This window comes from Oculatella sp. LEGE 06141 (assembly GCF_015207605.1).
In the GTDB taxonomy this organism is placed as follows: Bacteria; Cyanobacteriota; Cyanobacteriia; order Elainellales; family Elainellaceae; genus Oculatella.
This window is the reverse complement of the sequence record NZ_JADEWO010000013.1, coordinates 50,245-69,761: the sequence shown is the minus strand read 5'-3', so window position 1 is coordinate 69,761 and position 19,517 is coordinate 50,245. Positions and strand designations below refer to the sequence as shown.

The 19,517-nt window shown below is 50.1% G+C and carries 13 protein-coding genes; 8 read left to right on the top strand and 5 right to left on the bottom strand.

Annotation, left to right across the window (positions count from 1 at the left end; translation table 11 throughout):
• Positions 1 to 14 precede the first annotated feature (14 nt).
• The gene (locus tag IQ268_RS11705) at positions 15 to 2,990 is read right to left on the bottom strand and encodes a TIR domain-containing protein (protein ID WP_193878707.1); all 2,976 of its coding nucleotides are present in this window, start codon (positions 2,988 to 2,990) and stop codon (positions 15 to 17) included.
• A 392-nt stretch (positions 2,991 to 3,382) separates the two neighbouring features.
• Positions 3,383 to 3,586, bottom strand: a complete 204-nt coding sequence (locus tag IQ268_RS11700; protein WP_193878705.1) for a hypothetical protein — start codon at positions 3,584 to 3,586, stop codon at positions 3,383 to 3,385.
• Between the two features lie 2 nt (positions 3,587 to 3,588).
• On the opposite strand from IQ268_RS11700, the gene uvrB reads away from it, so the two are divergent.
• From uvrB to IQ268_RS11680, 4 genes are all read left to right on the top strand, one after another.
• On the top strand, positions 3,589 to 5,598 hold the full coding sequence (gene uvrB, locus IQ268_RS11695; protein ID WP_193878703.1) for an excinuclease ABC subunit UvrB: 2,010 nt from the start codon (positions 3,589 to 3,591) through the stop codon (positions 5,596 to 5,598).
• Positions 5,599 to 6,000: 402 nt separating this feature from the next.
• Positions 6,001 to 6,987 carry a hormogonium polysaccharide biosynthesis glycosyltransferase HpsE gene (gene hpsE / locus IQ268_RS11690; RefSeq protein ID WP_193878701.1) on the top strand — a complete coding sequence of 329 codons (987 nt, stop codon included), beginning with the start codon at positions 6,001 to 6,003 and terminating at the stop codon, positions 6,985 to 6,987.
• Positions 6,988 to 7,020: 33 nt separating this feature from the next.
• Complete coding sequence (gene hpsE, locus IQ268_RS11685) at positions 7,021 to 7,968, top strand: hormogonium polysaccharide biosynthesis glycosyltransferase HpsE (RefSeq protein ID WP_193878699.1); 948 nt, start codon at positions 7,021 to 7,023, stop codon at positions 7,966 to 7,968.
• Between the two features lie 46 nt (positions 7,969 to 8,014).
• Positions 8,015 to 8,965 carry a glycosyltransferase gene (locus IQ268_RS11680; RefSeq protein WP_228035277.1) on the top strand — a complete coding sequence of 317 codons (951 nt, stop codon included), beginning with the start codon at positions 8,015 to 8,017 and terminating at the stop codon, positions 8,963 to 8,965.
• A 154-nt stretch (positions 8,966 to 9,119) separates the two neighbouring features.
• On the opposite strand, the gene IQ268_RS11675 is transcribed toward IQ268_RS11680, so the two are convergent.
• Positions 9,120 to 10,631, bottom strand: a complete 1,512-nt coding sequence (locus IQ268_RS11675; protein WP_193878697.1) for a UbiD family decarboxylase — start codon at positions 10,629 to 10,631, stop codon at positions 9,120 to 9,122.
• 213 nt (positions 10,632 to 10,844) lie between these two features.
• Here IQ268_RS11675 and IQ268_RS11670 point away from each other — a divergent pair, with 213 nt between their 5' ends.
• On the top strand, positions 10,845 to 12,290 hold the full coding sequence (locus IQ268_RS11670; RefSeq protein WP_193878695.1) for an NYN domain-containing protein: 1,446 nt from the start codon (positions 10,845 to 10,847) through the stop codon (positions 12,288 to 12,290).
• Between the two features lie 74 nt (positions 12,291 to 12,364).
• Here the strand turns inward: IQ268_RS11670 and argC are convergent, their stop codons facing one another.
• Complete coding sequence (argC, locus tag IQ268_RS11665; protein WP_193878693.1) at positions 12,365 to 13,423, bottom strand: N-acetyl-gamma-glutamyl-phosphate reductase; 1,059 nt, start codon at positions 13,421 to 13,423, stop codon at positions 12,365 to 12,367.
• Between the two features lie 356 nt (positions 13,424 to 13,779).
• On the opposite strand from argC, the gene ribBA reads away from it, so the two are divergent.
• The 3 genes from ribBA to IQ268_RS11650 all read left to right on the top strand — a co-directional run bounded on the left by ribBA (position 13,780) and on the right by IQ268_RS11650 (position 17,479).
• Positions 13,780 to 15,525, top strand: coding sequence for a bifunctional 3,4-dihydroxy-2-butanone-4-phosphate synthase/GTP cyclohydrolase II (gene ribBA, locus IQ268_RS11660; RefSeq protein ID WP_339383266.1), 1,746 nt, complete (start codon positions 13,780 to 13,782; stop codon positions 15,523 to 15,525).
• A 431-nt stretch (positions 15,526 to 15,956) separates the two neighbouring features.
• Positions 15,957 to 16,154 (top strand): NblA/ycf18 family protein, encoded by a 198-nt coding sequence (locus IQ268_RS11655; protein ID WP_193878691.1) that lies wholly within the window; start codon positions 15,957 to 15,959, stop codon positions 16,152 to 16,154.
• 443 nt (positions 16,155 to 16,597) lie between these two features.
• Complete coding sequence (locus IQ268_RS11650) at positions 16,598 to 17,479, top strand: universal stress protein (RefSeq protein ID WP_193878689.1); 882 nt, start codon at positions 16,598 to 16,600, stop codon at positions 17,477 to 17,479.
• 25 nt (positions 17,480 to 17,504) lie between these two features.
• Here the strand turns inward: IQ268_RS11650 and IQ268_RS11645 are convergent, their stop codons facing one another.
• Complete coding sequence (locus IQ268_RS11645) at positions 17,505 to 19,052, bottom strand: serine/threonine-protein kinase (RefSeq protein WP_193878687.1); 1,548 nt, start codon at positions 19,050 to 19,052, stop codon at positions 17,505 to 17,507.
• Positions 19,053 to 19,517: the final 465 nt, after the last annotated feature.

The following is a 19,517-nucleotide window of genomic DNA, read 5'->3' as shown; positions in this document are numbered from 1 at the left end:
CAATCGGCAGCACGTCAGTTAACTGACTCCACTGAACGAACAGGTCGAACAGGTTGCTGTGTAGAAAATTCTTTGCACAAACCATTGGGTCTAGCGTCAGCTTTGTGCGCTGCTAAACTCACCAGATAATGATTAGCTAAGGTGCATCCTTCTTGCAGCAGGTTCTTTAAAGCTCTTTGATCGAAGTGAGTGGGTAATTGCCAGAGCAATACTCTGTTGTCATAGCTAGCCGAAGCCAGCGTTTTGCCGTCGTGGCTGAAGCTAACACTAGACACTTCCCGGCGGTGTCTCTGAAGCGTGGTGATAGGACGACCCCCTATAGTCCAGAGTTTGACCGTGCCATCTCGATTGGCTGAAGCGATCAACTTCTCATCTGGACTAAAACTGACGCTTAAAACCTCGCTGCCATCGCCGTCGATCGTTTTGAGCAGATCGCCATTGGCACGCCAAAGTCTGATGGTGCCGTCTTCACCTACAGAGGCGATTTCTTGACCACCAGGGCTAAAGCTCACATCGTCAACCATGCCTCGATGGCCTTCCAGGGTCGCAAGCAACTCACCATCGAGCCGCCATAGCTTTACTGTGCCTGATGCCGATGGTGTACCCTTTCCGGCAGAAGCCAGAATGCGACCGTCAGGACTGAAATTAACGCTAGAAATAGCGCCCTGCTGGCCATCTATTGCGGCAACAAGCGAACCGTCCGCAATTTGCCAAAGCTTGATGATGCCATCTTCACCACCCGATGCCAGTATTTGTCCATTCGGACTGAAGCTAACGCTCAAAGCTGCTGTTTTATAAGCGTCTCTAAAGGTTCTGAATCGAAACAGATGAGTACCATCGAGCCGCCATAATGCCACCGTTCCATCTTCACCCGCAGAGGCCAACAGTTGCCCATTCGGGCTAAAACTGACGCTAAATACATTCCCTTTATGCGCAGTGGTTTTGTTCAACAGGGTGCCATCCTGTCGCCACAGGCTGATGGTTTCGCGGCTGCTAGATGCAACCATGCGATCATCAAAACGGAAGCTTACATCTAGCGCAGTGTTGTTGTGAGGAAGAACTCGGATAGGACTATCGACTCGCCACAGTCGCACAGAACTGTCGGCACTGGCCGAGGCTATGGTTTTTCCATCGGGTGAAAAGTCGATGCCAAGCACTTGATTTTTGTGGGTATCAAAGGTATCGAGCAAGGTGCTGTCATCTGGTTTCCACAGGTTAATCGTGTCATCTGCCCCTGCCGTAGCCAATGTTCGACCGTCCGGGCTGAATTGGGCACGATAGACAGCACCTTGATGACCACGAAGCGTATGAACCAGCTTGCCTTTACGGCTCCAAAGCCTGACCGTGCTGTCTTCCCCTGCCGAAGCCAGTAGTTGGCTATCGGGGCTAAATGCCACTCGATAGACAATGCCTTCATGCTTCTTCAACTCCGCAATTTTGGTGCCATTGGGCTGCCACATGTTGATGGTGCCGTCTACGCTGGCTGAAGCAATGAGTTGACTATCGGGACTGAAGCTAACACTAATAACGGGTTGGCCGTGGTTTAGCGTGGCTAGCCGTTTGCCCTCACGAGTCCAAAGCACAACGTTGCCATCTCCACCAGCAGAAGCAAGGATTTCGCCATAGCGGCTAAAGCTGACGTCCCATACGGTTGTTCGAGGTAAACCCGTTCCGGGTTGGTCATGGTCTAGCGTTGCAATCAAATCTCCCTGACGAGACCATAGTTTAACGGTACCGTCTGCACTACTGGAAGCTAGCAGTTGCCCTCCGGGGCTAAACATGACATTGATGACGCGATCGCGATGAGATACCAGTGTTTTAATCAGCGTGCCATCAGTTGACCAAAGTTTAATATTGTCGTCATAGCTAGCAGAGGCAAGGATTTGGCCGTCCGAGCTAAAAGCAAGACCCACCACCGCGTTGCGATGTCCATAGAGAGTCTTAATCAGTTTGCCGTTTGCTTGCCATAGTTTGACCGTACCATCTTCACTTGCCGAGGCAACTAGCGCTCCATCGGGGCTAAAACTGACTTTGAAAATAGGTTTCTGATGTCCCAACAGGCGATTTAGCTCTCTCAGACTGTATACCTCTTTGTGCAAAGCAGTCACAGCCCTAACTTGCAACTGGGAGTTAATTTTGCTTACTACCCAGCTATATCGATTTAACTCGGTTCCCGCTCTCAACCCGGTAATCAATGCATCCAGCCCCTGGTTCTCTTCCAACGATGTAACCAGGGCATCAATCTGACCTACCTTTGCGGTAAATGCAGAGGCACCAAATGAGCCAACTAAAAAGGCAACAATGACTGCAACAATCAGATTGCGGGCACTTCTAGCAGATTCAGCAGCGCTACTTTTGGCAACATATACCTGCAATTCTGCGGGGTAAGGCTTCTCGCCAGCCACTCTACTGCTAACCTTCTGTACCAGCCAATCTCTAGCGACTTGAAGTTCCTTGCCTCGCAATAGCAGATCGTTGCTGTGCTTCTTATCCTTCTCTTCGAGTTCAGCCCACTCAAGCGCTTTTCCTAAGAAACGAGTGTAGGTTTCTACGTATTCCAGATCAGTATCAATTGTTTCGATTAATTTGTTAAACGCTTGCTTAAAGTCGTTTTTAACAAAGTCTGTCCACTGTAATTTGTTGAGTGCATCTGGGACATCGGATTCGTAGGGCTGCCGCCACAAAACCGGAAGCAACCGCTTCTTATACTCCAGAGCAATCTCCAGCTCTACTTTACATTCTGGTGAAATGACAGAATCAGGGCTGATTACAAAAAGAAAGGTATGGGCGTTGATGATGCCTTTCTTGATCTCATCTCGCCACTGGCTGCCTTCTGGAATGTCTTCATGATCAAGCCACCAGTCTCGTTTGCACTGCTTCAGCATTTCATTCAGCCGATTTACAAAATCGGTGTCTTTATGAGAATAGGAAATGAAGACCTCATTCTTGCGTGGGCTTAAAATAACGACAGGGGCAAGCGTTTCAGTCATACGAAGCACGAAAACAGCGTTGATTTGTACGAGAGCTTGGCGGCACCGAAAAACTTACACTACGTTGTTCGCAAAATAGAAACGGTTGGAATAGCGACGGAAGACTGTTCTACGAAAGACTGTTCTACGAAAGACTGTTTACCGAACAAATCGACGTATAAACCCATACAAACGACCCAGGTTAAGGTCGGGTGTTCTGATACTATCGTGGAGCGATCTGGTTTTATTAGAACTCCTAATACCAATCTAAGAAATCACACACATGGGTTATATTGGCGAGCGGCTGGCGGCGGTCAGCGTCCACCCTGTGAAACATTCAGCGTTCAGCTATCCAGAGAGTCTGAACGCTAATCTTTTCGGTAAAAGCGCTTCAGTAATATTACTGAAACGAGTTAAGGGAAATAGGGACGCTGGCTGAACAACGATCGCCCCATTCGACAATCCACCCACACCTGAAGACGTGAGACAAATTCCATCTGTACCGATCGCCCTTCCCTACTGTTCGATTCGGTCAACCTGTCTTTTGCGATGCCAACAATTCGAGCAAATTCGTCATCATAGAGAAGTATGGCTTTATCTCTAATCAGAGGCGGCAAGTATGGGAGAGTTCGATATTCAGGCACCCTTTGAACCGAAGGGAGATCAGCCAACAGCGATCGCTCAACTCACCAAAATGCTTCAGGAAAAGCACCGTTTTCAAACCCTATTGGGGGCAACTGGAACCGGAAAAACGCACACGATGGCTCGTGTGATTCAAAACATTGGCAAACCAACCCTCGTATTAGCACATAACAAAACCTTAGCCGCGCAGCTCTGCAACGAGTTACGCGAATTCTTTCCAGATAATGCTGTTGAATATTTCATCAGTTATTACGATTACTATCAGCCCGAAGCATACATTCCAGTCACAGACACGTACATCGCCAAAACCTCGTCCATTAATGAAGAGATTGACATGCTGCGGCACTCGGCGACGCGATCGCTGTTTGAGCGTAAAGATGTGATCGTGGTGGCCTCCATTAGCTGCATTTACGGCTTGGGCATTCCATCGGAATACTTGAACGCCTCAATTCCGTTTCGTGTGGGGATGGAAGTCAACCAGCGGCAGGTTTTGCGCGATCTGGCATCGGTTCAGTACGATCGCAACGATTTGGAAGTGGGGCGCGGCAAGTTTCGCGTCAAAGGAGATGTGCTGGAAATTGGGCCAGCTTATGAAGATCGGTTGATTCGGATTGAATTCTTTGGCGATGAAATTGACGCGATTCGCTACATTGACCCCATTACAGGCGAAACGCTGCAAAGTATGGACGCAGTGAACGTTTACCCAGCACGCCACTTCGTAACACCAGAAGATCGATTACAGGAAGCGTGTGAGGCGATCGAACTGGAACTAAAGCAGCGGCTTGTGGAGCTAGAAGGTGAAAATAAACTGCTAGAAGCACAGCGGCTAGAACAGCGCACCCGGTACGACCTGGAAATGCTGCGGGAAGTGGGATATTGTAACGGCGTTGAAAACTATGCCCGTCACCTAGCGGGTCGCGTTGCTGGCTCGCCACCCGAATGTTTAATTGACTACTTTCCTAAAGACTGGCTATTGGTAATTGACGAGTCTCACGTCACCATTCCGCAAATTCGAGGCATGTATAACGGCGATCGCGCCCGCAAGATTGTTTTGATCGATCACGGGTTTCGCCTCCCCAGTGCCGCCGATAACCGTCCACTGAAGGCAGAAGAGTTTTGGGACAAGGTGAGCCAGTGCGTCTTTGTCTCGGCCACTCCGGGCGATTGGGAGCTAGAGATTTCTGAGGATCGGGTTGCGGAACAAATTATTCGGCCAACGGGTGTGTTAGACCCCGAAATTTTTGTCCGGCCAACCGAAGGGCAAATTGATGATTTGCTGGGTGAAATTAGAACGCGGGCAACCAGGGGAGAACGAACGCTGGTCACTACACTGACCAAGCGGATGGCCGAAGACTTGACCGACTACCTGCAAGAGCATAACGTCCGCGTTCGCTATCTACATTCCGAAATCAACTCAATTGAGCGCATTGAGATTCTGCAAGACCTGCGCCAGGGCATATTTGATGTATTGATCGGTGTGAACCTGTTGCGAGAAGGGTTGGACTTGCCAGAAGTCTCGCTGGTTGCCATTCTCGATGCCGATAAAGAGGGCTTCCTGCGGGCAGAGCGATCGCTCATCCAAACCATTGGGCGTGCCGCGCGTCACGTTCAGGGGCAAGCGATCCTCTATGCCGATAACCTGACCGACAGTATGGCCAAAGCAATCAGTACCACCGAGCATCGCCGCGCCAAACAGTTGGCCTACAACGAAAAACACGGCATTACGCCGCAACCGATTGTGAAACGGCAAAACAACTCAATTCTGGCCTTTTTGGAAGTGTCGCGTCGGCTTAATGCCCACGAGCTAGAAGCGGTTTATGAGCAGGCCGACGATTTGCCATTAGAAGATATCCCCAATTTGATTGTGCAGCTTGAAGCGCAAATGAAGGAGGCGGCTAAAGGACTGGAGTTTGAGGAAGCGGCAAAGTACCGCGATCGCATCAAACACCTGCGTGACAAACTCCTCGGCAAACACCGAACTCGTTAAGTTAACTATGAACTAATCTCAGGGATGCTTTAAAGGTTAAAACAGCTTCTCAGGGAGCCGGAAACGTCTATGTTTCCGGCTCCCTTCTTACAGCCATTTTCATTTGCATTCACCACACACCAAACACTACACCCCACCCCATCTTGGCGAGACTGTGGCTGACTCGATTGAGAACTGCTGTATTAACATTTCTACCAAACGATACGTAGGCAGCGTTGGCCTGTCCATATTCCCCAACTGGATCAACGGATTACCATAGCCATGTTGCGCCGCAACCCTACGCATGTTTACAGAGGTTTTTGCGTTTTTCTAGCAAAGTCGAAACGATTTGAAGAGAATCACTGAGGTCAGACGAAATTGAAGCTGCGTATTGTTTAGACGTATGCTTGCAACCTCATCAGGATGATCGATTTCACCGTAGCCATTCCCACCTTCAATGGCGAGCAGCGTTTACCAGACGTGCTGGAGTGTCTGCGATCGCAAATTGATGTAGACGGTCTGGCCTGGGAGATTTTGGTCATCGATAATAACAGTAGCGATCGAACACGCGAGATAGTTCAGCGCTATCAGGCCAATTTCCCGTATCCGCTTCGCTACTGCTTGGAACCAGAGCAAGGTGCTGCGTTTGCACGCAAACGTGCCATTCGAACCGCAAGCAGCGATTTGATTGGGTTCCTGGATGATGACAATCTTCCGGCAGACCGCTGGGTTGCCGCCGCTGTTCGCTTTGCCCATGCCAACCCCAATGCCGGAGCGATCGGCAGTCGCATTAACGGTGAGTTTGAGGTCGAACCCCCTCAACACTTCAAGCGATTGCTTCCCTATTTCGCCATTATTCAACGAGGGACAACTCCCTCTTTATACAAACGTTCCCGCAAGATATTGCCACCCTCGGCTGGCTTAGTGATACGCAAACAGGCGTGGACGAACTGCGTACCCGAACAAACGATTCTCAACGGTCGAGTCACTGGCAATATGCTGACGGGGGAAGATACAGAAGCTCTAGCTCATATGCAGCGATCGCCGTGGGAAATTTGGCACAACCCCAACATGACCATCACCCACAAAATTCCTCAATGGCGATTTGAACGGCCTTATCTGATGTCGTTCTTTCGCGGAATTGGCTTGAGCCGTTATGCCACTCGCATGGCCAGCACTAAGCCGCAATATCGCCCGTTGATGAGAGTGGTCTATATGCTTAACGACCTCCGCAAGGTTGCAGTTCATCTGGCTAAATATCGCCGCACTATCCGTACAGATTTAGCGGCAGTTTGTGAGTTAGAGCTATATCTCAGTAGCCTCATTAGCCCTTTTTACCTCCATAACAACGGCTATTTGCGCCGTAGAGAGCCACAGTTAATGCCAACAACTGAGGTGGAGTCTTTGTAAACCGATGGATGAACCAATGATGAGAGGGGTGCTATGGGGCTTGATTTCACAGTAGTAGTGCCAACCTACAATGGAGCAACTCGTCTGCCGCTGGTGCTGGAACGGTTGCGATCGCAAGTGACTCCCGAACCGTTGACCTGGGAAATTTTGGTCGTCGATAACAACAGCACCGACAACACCGCCGCGATCGTCCAGGCATATCAGACCCATTGGGACTATCCCTTCCCACTCCGATATTGTTTTGCGGCTAAGCAAGGACTGGCTTCGGCCCGTCAACGGGGCATCGAAGAAGCGCAGGGTGAATTTGTGGCGTTTTTAGACGACGACAACTTCCCCGCACCCAATTGGATAGCTAACGCCCACGCCTTTGGACAAGACCACCCCCAGGCCGGAGCATTTAGCGGGCAAATTCACGGCGAGTTTGAAGTCCCGCCACCAGAGCAGTTCAAACGCATTCAGGCATTTTTAGCCATTCGTCATCCCGGAGGTGCCTCTCGCCAGTTTGAACCGGGGCAGCTCAGATTACCACCCGGCGCAGGGCTGGTCGTGCGTCAGCAGGCATGGTACCAGAATGTGCCGAAACAGCTCAGGCTACGCGGTCGCAGGCAGCGATCGCTCGTGGCAGGTGAAGATTACGAAGCGCTACTGCATTTACACAAAGCAGGCTGGGAAATTTGGTACTGCCCCACCATGCATTTAAGCCACCAAATTCCGCGCCAGCGACTGGAACGAGGCTACCTGCTCACTCTTGCCCGTAGCACTGGATTAGCAACCTGTCAGCTTCGTTTGGTAACAGCCGCTCCCTGGCAAATTCCAATCATTTGCATCCGCACCATACTGGGAAATTTGCGCCGCATTGCCTTACATCTGATCCGGTATCGCGGACAGTTCAGCACCAACCTGATTGCCGCCTTTGAACTGCAATTCTTTCTAGGCAGCGTGCTGAGTCCTTTTTATGTCGTAAAAAACCGTCTTTCCTGATGCGTCAGCCACCCTTAGTCACCCTAATGCAAGCGGGTTGCAGTCTATGATGCCACTCGTTTCAGTGGTCATCCCAGCGTTCAATGCCGCCGAGACGATTCAAGCCACGATCGCCTCTGCCCTGGATCAAACTATCACCGCGCTTGAAGTGATTGTGATCAATGATGGATCGAACGATGCCACGCTGAATGTAGTCGATCGCATTCACGATCCGCGCCTGAAGGTCTTGTCGTATCCCAATGGTGGATTGGCGATCGCCCGTAATCGCGGTATCGCTCAAGCATCGGGAGAATTCATTTCATTTTTGGATGCTGATGACCTCTGGACATCCGACAAACTAGAAAAGCAGCTTGATGCGCTGCAACAGCACCCCCAGGCGGCAGTTGCCTATAGCTGGACGGATTGGATCGACACCTGCGGGCAGTTTGTGCGGCACGGCAGACATTTAAGCCCCAGTGGCAACGTGTATGCTGATTTACTGGTCAGCAACTTTTTAGAGAACGGCTCGAACCTGTTGGTGCAAAAGCAGGCATTGACCAATGTGGGCGGCTTTGATGAATCATTGCCAGCCGCTCAAGACTGGGATATGGGGTTGCGGTTAGCCGCCCGTTACGAATTTGCCGTGGTGCGATCGCCCCAAATTCTCTATCGCGCCTCCCCTGGCTCTATGTCTACCAATGTGGTTCGGTTGGAACGAGCCTGCCGTCAAATCCTCGATCGTGAATTTCAGCGTGCGCCTCAAGCCATTCAGGCTCTCAAACCTCGCAGCTTGGCGACGTTATACCTGTTTCTAACCTTCAAGGCGATCGACGGAATGCCCTCACGACAGAGAAGCATCACTGCCACCCGTTATTGGCTGAATGCTATCCGCTATGATGGCTCGTTACTGCTAAAGCGAACCCGGCTGATGGCGATCGTTGCCCTCAAGATTAGCGTGCAGATCCTCTTCTCGCCTCCGATCGCGCAACACATGCTCAACCGCCTCAGGTCGTCATAGTTACAGCCATTTCCATTGGCATCCACCCCACACCAAACACTACACCCCACCCCCATCTTGGCGAGACGGTGGCTGACTCGATTGAGAACTGCTGTAAGTTGTTCAACGGCTGAGCCAGGTTCCCAAACCGTGAACCACACCAACCCGATTCGGCTCACGATCGAATGTCATAACCAAACAGGTTTGGATCAACCTCGCCCAGTGACAAATCAGCCAAACCGTATTCTGCCCATCGCCGTTCTACCATTGCTGCCACATCAGGGTCAGATTCCAGCGGCTCGCCCCAGGCATGATCAGTTTCAGGTGACACTTTTGTTGTGGCATCAATGCCCATGCGTCCACCCAGACCAATCCGTTCGCTGGCAAAATCCAGCGTGTCGAATGGCGTTTCGGGCAAGATAAATACGTCTCGAACCGGGTCAACCTTGGACGTAATCGCCCACACCACCTGACGCGGATCGCGGATATTAATTGATTTATCAACCACAATTACAAACTTGGTGTACGTAAACTGCGGCAGTGCGCTCCAAAAGGCCAGCGCTGCTCGTCGAGCCTGACCTGGATACGCTTTGTCGATCGAGATGATGGCGGCCTTGTAGCTCAGCGCTTCCATTGGCAGAAAGAAGTCCACAATTTCTGAAACTTGCTGCCGCAGGATCGGCGTATAAATTCGGTTTAGCGCGATCGCCATCATGGCTTCCTCTTTGGGCGGGCGACCGCTAAAGGTGGTGAGGTAGACCGGATCGCGGCGGTGGGTCATGCAGTGAAAGCGAACCAGCGGCGAGTCTTCAACCCCGCCGTAATAGCCCATGTGATCGCCAAAAGGCCCGTCCGGCAATACTTCCCCAGGCGTGATCGTACCTTCCAACACAAACTCTGAATCTGCCGGAACTTCTAAATCAACGGTCTTACATTTCGCTAAGTGAACACCAGAACCGCCATACAGCCCCGCAAACAGCCACTCCGACAGGTCAACTGGAATTGGCGTTGCCGCCGCCATAATGATCAACGGGTCAACCCCCAGAGCGATCGCCACCTCTAGCTTTTTGCCCCGCTCTGCCGCTTTCCGCAAATGCCTTGCGCCACCCCGTACCGATAACCAGTGAACCGTCATTGTGTTTTTAGACTGAAGCTGAAGCCGATACACCCCAACATTCGGTGTTCCAGTCTCACAGTCTTTGGTAATGACCAGACCGAGCGTAATGATTTTCCCGGCATCGCCACAGTAGGGACGAATCATCGGAACCTGGTTCAAGTCCAGTTCATCATCCTTAATAACCACCTGCTGACACAGTGGCAAAAAGTCGCGACCGGGTTTGGCTCTCACGACATCAAACAGCACCTTGCCAAATTCGATCGCCTGGGAAATTTTCTTCGGTGGCTTGGGCTGTTGCAGCATCCCTAACTTTTTGCCGAGCGTTTCTAGCTCTTCGGGATGCTCCATGTTCATCGCCCAACAGATGCGCTCTACGGTTCCCATAACGTTAATGGCGATCGAGTGGGGAGAACCCTTCACGTTCTCAAACAACAGCGCTGGCCCACCCTGCTGCAACATTCGGTTGGATATTTCAGCAACTTCTAAATTTGGATCGACTAAGGCGCTAATTCGCCGCAGTTGTCCTCGCTGTTCAATCTGTTTTAGGAATTCCCGCAGGTCTCTCGCCATAGTAAAGCAATGTGAAGCGTCTCCTCTCATTATGAAACGAGATGGAGTTTCACGCTCAATAGCGACTCAAGTTTCCAAATACACTCCGCTCTACTTGATAAATGGCCTGTGCTGCTGATAGGGTTTCACCAAAATAGTGAATTCTAGACAACAAGCCGTCCGCCAGGCGAGAGGCTTGCCAACGCTAATATCCAACCTTCTGAGAGGGCTGATATGAAATCTGTGGCACATGAAACCGATGTGGAAAGAGAGCTAACTTTAGCGACGGTGCATCAAAAGACGGTTGTTGAACAAATTAGCGTGTTGGTTCATCAAGCGATCGTTGCGGTACAAAAAAAAGAACCCCTTTGGCTAGTTGAGAAATATCAAACCGTTTCACTCCAGCAACATCAGGTTGCTTTTACCAGAAAATTGGCAGCAACCCTGGGTTCAGCCAAAACTTACAACACGTTGAAAGCTCAGATGGAGCATTTCTTACATCAAATATTGATTCCCGTTTTTTTTACATCATCCAGCTATCAACTATTATTAAATCAAATCGAAGCCTTGATGGTGCAATCCGTCAATTCAACGCATCAAGCAGTTCAGCATTCTACAAATACTTCTCCTCCTCCGCAAAGCAAAGACATTTCTGCTAACAACCATTCACTAAAAGAGGCGATCGCTATTCTTTTACTGGATGCCGAAAATTTGCCGCTCGACTCCAAAGTTGAAGCGTTTTTAGCAGAGCAATGTACCTATCCAATTCGCGTCAAAGTTGCATTTGCAAATTGGAAAAGCATGGGCAACAAGGATGCCGATTTTCACAAACGTGGATATCAAATGATCCATGTTCCGGCTCGCAAAAATAGCGCAGATATGGAGATGACGGCATACGGTTCGTCTATCTTCTCTCAATACCCAAATGCTAAAGAAGTTTTGGTGTGCGCCACCGATCAAGACTTCAATCATTTGCGTAATCGTTTACAGGTTCACGGGCTGACGGTTTATTCTGTCCACCGTCGAGGAGAGAAAATCACCCTAACCAATATTCAAACAGGGCTAAGCACAGCCTATTATCCAAAAGCAGAAACACTATCGTTAAAGACACTAATGAGCTGGAGCAAAACGCTGATCAAAGAAGAAACCCAACAAACCAACAGTTCCTGGATCAAAGTTTCTCGCCTCTCACAACTGTTCCACCAACGAAATCAGCTAACCATTAGTCAGGCACTAACGGCTCATTATCCTGACGGCAAGAAAGTTAAAGATTTTCTTTTAGACTATCCCGAAGAGTTTGTTGTTCATCAACCGCCAGGGCAAACCGAACCGTTTGTTTCACTATTTATAGCCCCATCGACAGTACCTCAAACAGATCAAGAAGCTGTTTTAGGCACTTCAACTTCAACCAACAAAACGCTGGACAAACTTAATTCGGCGAAAGATTTAGAAACCCTGCTGCTCCAACTCTTGAAACAGTTGAAGCCTGCCAAATCAGCAGGAGGTTATATTCCAGTCACGCTGCTAGGTGCCGAGTTTAACAAACAGTACAAGAAAAGTATCAACGCGGTGATCAAAGAAGATTTGAAGCTAACTGGAACCTTTATCAAGTTCCTGCAATCAGTTAGCGCTTTTGAAGTCAAGCAAAACCAAAAGAATTGGTTGATTGCATTAAAATAATTCTGAAAAGGCTGCTCCAGTGCAGAGGGCTTTGTTCAGCTCAACCGTTTTAAGATCAACTGTCTCTACACCTTCTAAGGATAGAAACTGAGCTGTGGTAATCCTAAGGTTTCATCCCATCCCATCATAATGTTGAGACACTGGATCGCCTGTCCTGCTTGACCTTTCATCAAGTTGTCGATCGCCGACATCACAATCACCCGCTCGGTACGCGGATCAACTTCAATACCGATATAGCAAAGGTTTGTACCACTAGCCCACTTGGTTTGCGGATAGATACCGCTCGGCAACACTCGCACCCAGGGCGAAGAGCGATAAAACGCCTGGTAGATAGTCAACAAGTCGTCGCGCACCAATCCGGGGTCACGCAGAGTGGCATAAACGGTGGCCAAAATGCCTCGCACCATCGGCACCAGGTGCGGCGTAAATTGTACCAAAACTTCATGCCCGGCTAATTCGCTACAGATTTGCTCAATTTCTGGCGTATGCCGGTGTCCAGCTACGTTGTAGGCTCCCAGGGATTGATCGGCTTCTGCCAACAGCATGTTGACTTTGGCCTGCCGTCCGCCCCCCGATGTTCCGGTTTTAGAGTCAATGATGACGCTTTCGGGAGCCACTAGCCCTTGTTTAAGGAGCGGAGAGATCGCCAATAAGCTGGTCGTAACGTGGCACCCTGGACAACCCACCAACTGCGCTTCAGCAATGCGATCGCGATATAGCTCAGGTAAGCCATAAATAGCCGTTTCTGCCACCGCGTGATCGGTACGCTCGACGGCATACCAGCTTTGGTAGGTATCCAGATCCCGAAATCGGTAATCAGCTGATAAATCTAAAACCTTGCAGCCCCGTTCTAGCAGCGAGGGAGCCATCGTACACGCAAGCCCATTGGGCAACGAGAGAAACACCACCTGGCAGCGATCGGCAATCACGTCCAGGTCGATCGGCTCAATCAACTGTTCAACTCGGTGCCCCAAATGAGGATAAAGATCAGAAAATGCTTTCCCCGCCGTACTATCACCGCCAAGGTAAGCAATTTCGAGTCGTGGGTGATCTAGCAAGAGGCGCAGGAGTTGCACTCCCCCATAGCCAGACGCTCCCACAATTCCAACTGGCACGCGTCCTGAATCACCCATGATGCCTGACCACTGCAAGGTATGTACGAAGTTTAGTAGAAATACAATAGATTAATTCTGTCTGTTGCGTCCATATACGTCCATCTAAAAGCTGAATTGTAGACTGAACCGTTGCGGCTTGATGTAGCGATTTATGCCAACCTGGACGGTTTTGTGCAGCCGCATCAGGCCATGCTGCCAGGCCAAACAAGCTACAATAGTAGCTAAATAAACTTCAAGAAAATTTACAATACCAGGCCGCAGCACACAGAATGGGTCTGTAAACCCGTTCAAGTGATGCAAATGCCTTACTTTTGAGATCTGTTTATCATTGCCCCCGTACCTTAATTGATCCATCGTTGCTAGGAACGTTTCCCGTGGAACCGCTTCATTCTCAAGGGGATACACCTCTCACCTCCTCCACCCTGGCGTTTGAATTTGACTCAATCGAGGCGGCCTTAGCCGATCTCAAAGCCGGGAAAGCGCTGGTTGTCGTCGATGACGAAAATCGCGAAAACGAAGGCGATGTCATTTGCGCGGCTCAATTTGCCACGCCAGACCTGATTAATTTTATGGCTGTTGAGGCACGTGGTCTGATTTGTTTAGCGATGATGGGCGATCGCCTCGATCAGTTGGATTTGCCCCTCATGGTGAGCAACAAGGCTTACGAAGACAGCAACGAGCAAACCGCTTTTACCGTTAGTATTGATGCCGCCCTTCATCTGGGTGTCACAACGGGCATTTCGGCAGACGATCGCGCCAGAACCATTCAAATTGCTATCAACCCTGAAGCTAAGCCAAACGATTTGCGCCGACCAGGGCACATCTTTCCGCTCCGAGCCAGAGAGGGGGGAGTGCTAAAGCGAGCAGGGCACACCGAAGCTGGGGTCGATTTAGCCCGGCTGGCTGGGCTGTATCCGGCTGCTGTTATTTGCGAAATCTCTAACCCCGATGGCTCCATGGCGCGGTTACCACAGCTAATTGAGTATGCCAGAACCCATCACCTAAAACTGATCAGCATTGCCGACCTGATTAGCTACCGACTCCAGCACGAGCGGTTTATTCATCGAGAAGCGATCGCCCAACTGCCAACGCAGTTCGGTCAGTTTCAGGTGTATGCCTACCGAAACCTGCTCGATAACTCTGAACATTTAGCAATTGTTAAAGGCGATCCGGCTACGTTCAAAGATGCGCCGATCCTGGTTCGCGTCCACTCCGAATGTTTAACGGGCGATGCGCTGGGGTCGCTACGCTGTGATTGCCGGATGCAGCTACAGGCAGCGCTGAAGATGATTGAGAACGCCGGAGCCGGAGTTGTTGTCTATCTACGGCAGGAAGGTCGAGGCATTGGGCTGGTGAATAAGCTCAAAGCCTATTCGTTGCAGGATATGGGACTCGACACGGTCGAGGCGAACCAAAAATTAGGATTTTCAGCCGACCAGCGTAACTACGGCATGGGCGCTCAAATTCTCAACGATGTTGGGGTTAAACAGTTCCGCTTGATTACCAATAACCCACGCAAAATTGCAGGCTTGAAAGGCTACGGACTAGACATGGTCGATCGGGTGCCGCTGCTGATCGAAACCACGTCCCACAACTCAGTATATCTGGCTACCAAAGCCGAGAAGCTCGGTCACTTGTTGCTGCAAACCTATTTAATTACGGTGGCGATTCAGTGGCAAGACGATCCTCAATCGCCCACCGAGCGCTACGAACGCCTGGAAAAATTGCGGCATCTGGTCAAGGAACATGATTTGTTGCTACAGGAAGAAGCCCGTCCTGTGGCGATCGCGCTGTTTGGCCGTTCGTCGCTCATATTCCACCTTGGCTTAGACCAACCTCGCCTTGCAGCAGCCGATTGGTATGACCATCCAGGCCATCCCTATGTGAAGGCGATCGCTCAAATCTTAGACGATATCACCACATTACAACCCGTCCAACAGCTCGAATTTTTGGTCGCATCTGGTCATGATCCCATGAACAACCTTCAAGTTCAGCTCGATCGCCAAATATTTCGGTTAGATAAACACTCAACCGTTGAAACCATCAAGCCGTCGTCAATCTGTCAGCAGCTTGAAATGCAACGAATCTACGTATTTTCTAGCCATACCCCTTCGGAGTAACGCCCGCAGACAAAGTGGTCAAACGGTCGAATGGGACTTCTCAACAAAGCAATCGGTGTGATCCCACCAGAAAGTTTATCCATCGCAAATTAGCGCCAGGTCTAGCTTAGGGAGATTCGTTCTCCCATAGCTGATTAAAACAGTTTACAACGAACATCTTTACAATTTGTAACCTGCTAAAAAGTCCTATACCTTTAGCAGCACAAAAAAGGAGAAATCATATTCCTGACCGAAAAAGCTCTGCCTGAAGATGTATTCAGTTAGGGGGTGTGCATTTTGTCAAACGATTGTTATCTTTTGTAATATGAAGTTCACGGTCAGGCTCACCTGGGCATACTGGGACAAGACCAAGATTCCCCAAGCGCTCCAGGTCTGAATGTCCAAATTCTGACCGCTAACGATTGTTCCACTTGTCTAACACGGAGTCAGCTATGAACCAGCCTATTGAACTCTCACTTGAGCAGCAATTTAGCCTCAAGTCTTTCGAAACCCAGGTTGAGCGAATGAGTCGTGAACAAGCTCAACACTTCCTTGTCAAGCTCTACGAGCAGATGATGATGCGGGAAACCATGTACAAGCACTTCCTGAAGCATCAGTGGGGAATTGAGACGGCTCCTCAATTCGAATAACTCCACACCAAGTGGACGACCTCCCTCTCTTGCTGTGTTCTCAAGGGGAAATGGGCTGGGGATGCCGGGGCGTCAACTTACCAACCATCCGCTCACCGCGTACTATTAAGCCAACGCATCAGTCGCAACAACGAATTTGCGATCGCTCCACACCCTCCAATCTCTGCATTGATCCAGTAGTTAAACCGGCCTTTCGGTCAGGCTCGACCTCTATATCCTGCATCGTTAGCACCTCTAGTTTTTACACAACTGAATACACAATTGAATAGTTTGCTTAATGAAACAAAGCTGTCCAGCTTGCTCTTCTTGTGACGTTATACAGTTGCTCCACACCACAAGAACGGTTTGACAAGCAGGTCAGTCCAAAACGAGCGCGGTTTGCCTGAGGAATGTTAGGGTTTAGAAGGAGCGTGTTGCCCACAGCCCTAAGTACCTTTTAGCTTATGTTTCATAGTGCTTTAATCTGTACAGATTTCTCAGATGGTCTGCACCGTTTAGTCGATTTTGTTCCTAGCCTTGCTGCTGGTGGCATTAAGAAGGTCACTTTTTTTCACAGCATTCCAGTATCAAACGATCGGGAAATCCCTCGAATCGACGAGAGCGAAGTAGAACGGATTCGAGAGAAATTTGCGCCTGCCCTACAGCAACAGTCAGACGGAATTGAAGTTGCAGTTGAAATCCAGCGGGGCAAACCAGTTGACCACATCGCTAACACAGTCAAGAAGCACGAGATTGATATCATTTTGTTGGGCACCGCCAGCCGCACATTGCTCAGTGAAAAGCTGTTTGGCAGTACCACGATGGAACTGTGCCAGCGCCTTAGCACTCCGATTATGATCCTGCGGCCACAGTTAATCTCTACCTACACAGTGGAGGAACTGGATCTAAGGTGCCGTCATCTGTTTCGCTATTTCCTGATTCCCTACGACGGCAGCGACACATCTAAATATCTGGTGCAGCAAGTGAAGCGCTACGCCGAAAAGCGTCCGCAAAACTCGTTAGAATGCTGTTTGCTTTATCGAGTCGTTGAGGAAGTGCGTCGCCGCGAATTGCCCAAGGATTATCAGGTTAAGCCAGCCAAAGAAGAACTAGAGCGGGTGAAAACAGACCTGGCTACTCTGGGTCTGCAAGTAGAGGCCGAGGTGGTCACTGGTAACCCCATTGCAGAACTCTTAACCGCCGCTAGAGACTACGACATCAGCGCGATCGCCACGTCTTCCGGCAGTTTAGGCAAACTATTTGAGTGGTCGGTGCCCAGTTTCACTGGAGAACTGCTGCGCCGTAGCTGGCATCCGGTGATCTACTTTCCGCCGGCAAAGGCATAAGCAGCTAGCCTGCACCCGGATGGACTTAGTTAGAGATATCGGCCTCATCGCCATAGAGAGATTGCAGCTTCATCACGATTTTGGGCTTTATTTCCTCTAGGGCTGCCTTTAGGCGTTCCTTCGTTTGTTCCTTACTGACTCCGTTCAACTGGAGGTTGCCGCTCGCAGTTCGACCCATCACCGCCCAATCTTGCAGCATTTTGCACTGAGCCGGGGCGATCGTAGAGGTCAAAACATGGGCACAGCGTTGTGGCTCCTCAGACGCGAAAAACAGCAGTCGGTAGGCACCGGATTGCCCTAACAGTTGCGACAATTGCTGTCCTTGTGCTGTCCTCAGGTCTAAGTAGCACGGCAGCCAACGTGGCCCATGTCGATGGCTGTAGAGCACGGTCAACCAGAGCAGCAGCGGATAGGGAGCGGCTGAAAACAAAAACTGGTTGTAGCGAGTACAAACCAGCCGCTTGTCTACCTCGGCTGAGGGCAGCATGACCCACAGCGTTGCCAACACGCCCTTACTGGTAGGCAGTGCTTTCGGAAACACAATTTCAGCAACAGGCATGTTACTCGGCCAGGATGCCAGCCGACAAACCTCTTCTGCCGAGAGTTGACTCGGCATTTTGGGCGTTGTAGTTACGGGCAGCTTAGAAAGAGCCGCTCCAATTCGTTGCCCAATCTGCCGCCCGGTACCAAACCGTTGTTCTAACGGCTCTAACGATCGCAAAATTTCAGTAATGTTTTGAGGGCGATCGTCGGCAGACTTCGCCAAACAGCTCATCACCAAACTTTCCAGCGCTTTCGGTAAGCGGACACTGGCATTGGCCGTTTCAAACGACTGAGGCGCTTGAAAGTGATGCACCTTGTACCATCCACCGAAGCTGTGAGTGTCGGCAGAGAGTGGCATCTTGCCCGTCAGCATTTGAAACATCATGACACCCAGGCTGTAGATGTCAGATCGTGCATCCAGTTCGCGCCCTTCCATTTGTTCTGGCGACGAGTAAGCCAGGGTTCCCATAAAGCAACTGGTTTGGTCGCCATCGGCCTGCAACATCTTAGCAATACCAAAATCTAAGACTTTAGCCAGTTCTCCCAGGCTGGTATCGTGGCTGATCAGAATATTGCTGGGCTTGACATCGCGGTGAACGACTGGGCAAATCTCATCATCAATAACAATGCCATGATGGGCACACTGCAACCCCAGGCAAATTTGACGGCAAAAGCTGAGAAACCGGGGTAAGCTGAGCGGCTGACGGCTAATCAACTGGCTGAGGCTCTCACCCTGGAGGTATTCCATCACATAAAACGGAACCCCATCTCCTTCGTCCACCCCATAATCGGTAACGCGAACGATATGAATGCTTCTTTGTCCAAGCAGAGCGCAGGTCATGGCTTCTCGTTCAAAGCGATCGCGCATTTTCTGATTCATCAAGGCTTGAGCCAGAAACTTAACCGCGACTGGCACGCCTCCGAGCAGCATATCCCTGGCCTCATAAACGCGCCCCATTGCCCCTTGCCCCAGCAAGCCGACTAATTGATAGCGGTTAATGAGTCTGCGACCAATGTTAGAGTCTGCCATGCTGGACTCCATCACATTGGATGATCGATAAACGCTGCCCAGCGCCGACTGACCGTCAGGGCACCCCAATCAAACTCTAGGAGTTGTGAGCAAATTACCAGAAGCACCTGCTACCTCGCACTGCTTAGGATCTACAACGACAAATATTCACACCCAGCTTTCGCCCAAAGCGACTAGAAGCTGTTGATTGACATGACTGGCAATCACTGGAGCGCTTTTACATCAAGCTGATGGCAACCGATTATCCGAATCACCATCTCAAAAAAATGGGATACACCGAAAGGTGAAACCACTTGCAGAATGTTGAGGGAGAGAACGTTTAACCACTTCGTTGAGGTGGGGCTTTTGGAGCCAATTTTTTGTATATCGGTTCTCTGTATATCTGCGTAGTTACCAATCGTATCGAATACACCTTAGAACCATCCCATAGAGTTATTTTAATGACTGAGTATCACCTCATTGGCT